At 56.4% G+C, this 553-nt stretch carries 1 protein-coding gene; it reads right to left on the bottom strand.

Annotation, left to right across the window (positions count from 1 at the left end; translation table 11 throughout):
• The coding region (locus CHH75_RS24450) for a DoxX family protein (RefSeq protein ID WP_095399395.1) at window positions 1-495 on the bottom strand (495 nt) is incomplete at its 3' end.
• Window positions 496-553: the final 58 nt, after the last annotated feature.

The following is a 553-nucleotide window of genomic DNA, read 5'->3' as shown; positions in this document are numbered from 1 at the left end:
GTCATAGCCCTTGCGGGTCCATTTGGTCCACAGTCCGCGAAGGAAAGGAAGCACCCAGCGGTCGAAGCCGATTTTGCCGGCGTTGGCAGCAGCGACGATGATAAGGACTTCAATCAGCAGCAGCTGCACGTTGGTGCTCACTGTGCCCGACAGGAGGAACGCAGCGTTCATCACGAGTCCCATCAGTGCGGCGAAGGTGGTGAAGGTACCGAGAATCAGTCCGAGACCGACGAGGACTTCACCGACCGGGATGAGGAAGTTGAAGAACTTCACGCCCGGGAGGGCAGCATGTTCGAGGAAGGCGGCCCACCAGCCTTGCACCGCCGGATGGTCACCGGCTGCCTTGGCGATGGCGCCTTGCAGGAAGCCTCCGGCATCGAAGCTGCCGGTTAGTTTGCCCCAGCCAGCGGTTAACCACTCATACCCGATGTAGATCCGAAGGACCGTCAAGAGCCACATTGCAACTTTGTTGTTTCTCAGCCAATTGTTAAACATATGAACCACTCCTTGGTTTGATATTTATTTTTGTTTTGGATTAGCGCCGCTGGACTTG

Source organism: Paenibacillus sp. 7541, from assembly GCF_002276395.1.
GTDB classification, from domain to species: Bacteria; Bacillota; Bacilli; order Paenibacillales; family Paenibacillaceae; genus Paenibacillus_AQ; species Paenibacillus_AQ campinasensis.
Note: the sequence above shows the minus strand (reverse complement) of the source record. Positions and strands in the feature narration are given on the sequence as shown.